At 63.4% G+C, this 320-nt stretch carries 1 protein-coding gene; it reads left to right on the plus strand.

Annotation, left to right across the window (positions count from 1 at the left end; all coding sequences use genetic code 11):
* Window positions 1-146: citrate/2-methylcitrate synthase (locus tag SB753_RS35910; protein ID WP_410804851.1), on the plus strand; the 146-nt coding region annotated here is incomplete at its 5' end.
* Window positions 147-320: the final 174 nt, after the last annotated feature.

Genomic DNA, 320 nt, shown 5'->3' on the forward strand with positions numbered 1-320 from the left:
GTGCGCTCGGCTTGCCGGATGGCACGGCTACGGCCTTATGGATCATCAGCCGCACAGCGGGTTGGGTGGCGCATGTGCTGGAGCAGCGCGCGCAGGCTTTTCTGCTGCGGCCGCGGGCCAAGTACATTGCGGCTTTGCGGATGTAGCGCCTATAGCGCCTGTAGCGTTGAACCCGCGACGGCTCAAACGGATAAGCCCGAAGCCGTGTCTCGCGCCATTTCGGCGAGTAGCCATGTGCGAAATGCCGTAACACGCGCAAGGGACTCCTCGCCCGCCGGATAAACGAGGTAATACGAACCCTGCCCTTTCGCGGTCTGCGG

Source organism: Paraburkholderia sp. SIMBA_053 (genome assembly GCF_046534895.1).
Taxonomy (GTDB): Bacteria; Pseudomonadota; Gammaproteobacteria; order Burkholderiales; family Burkholderiaceae; genus Paraburkholderia; species Paraburkholderia caledonica.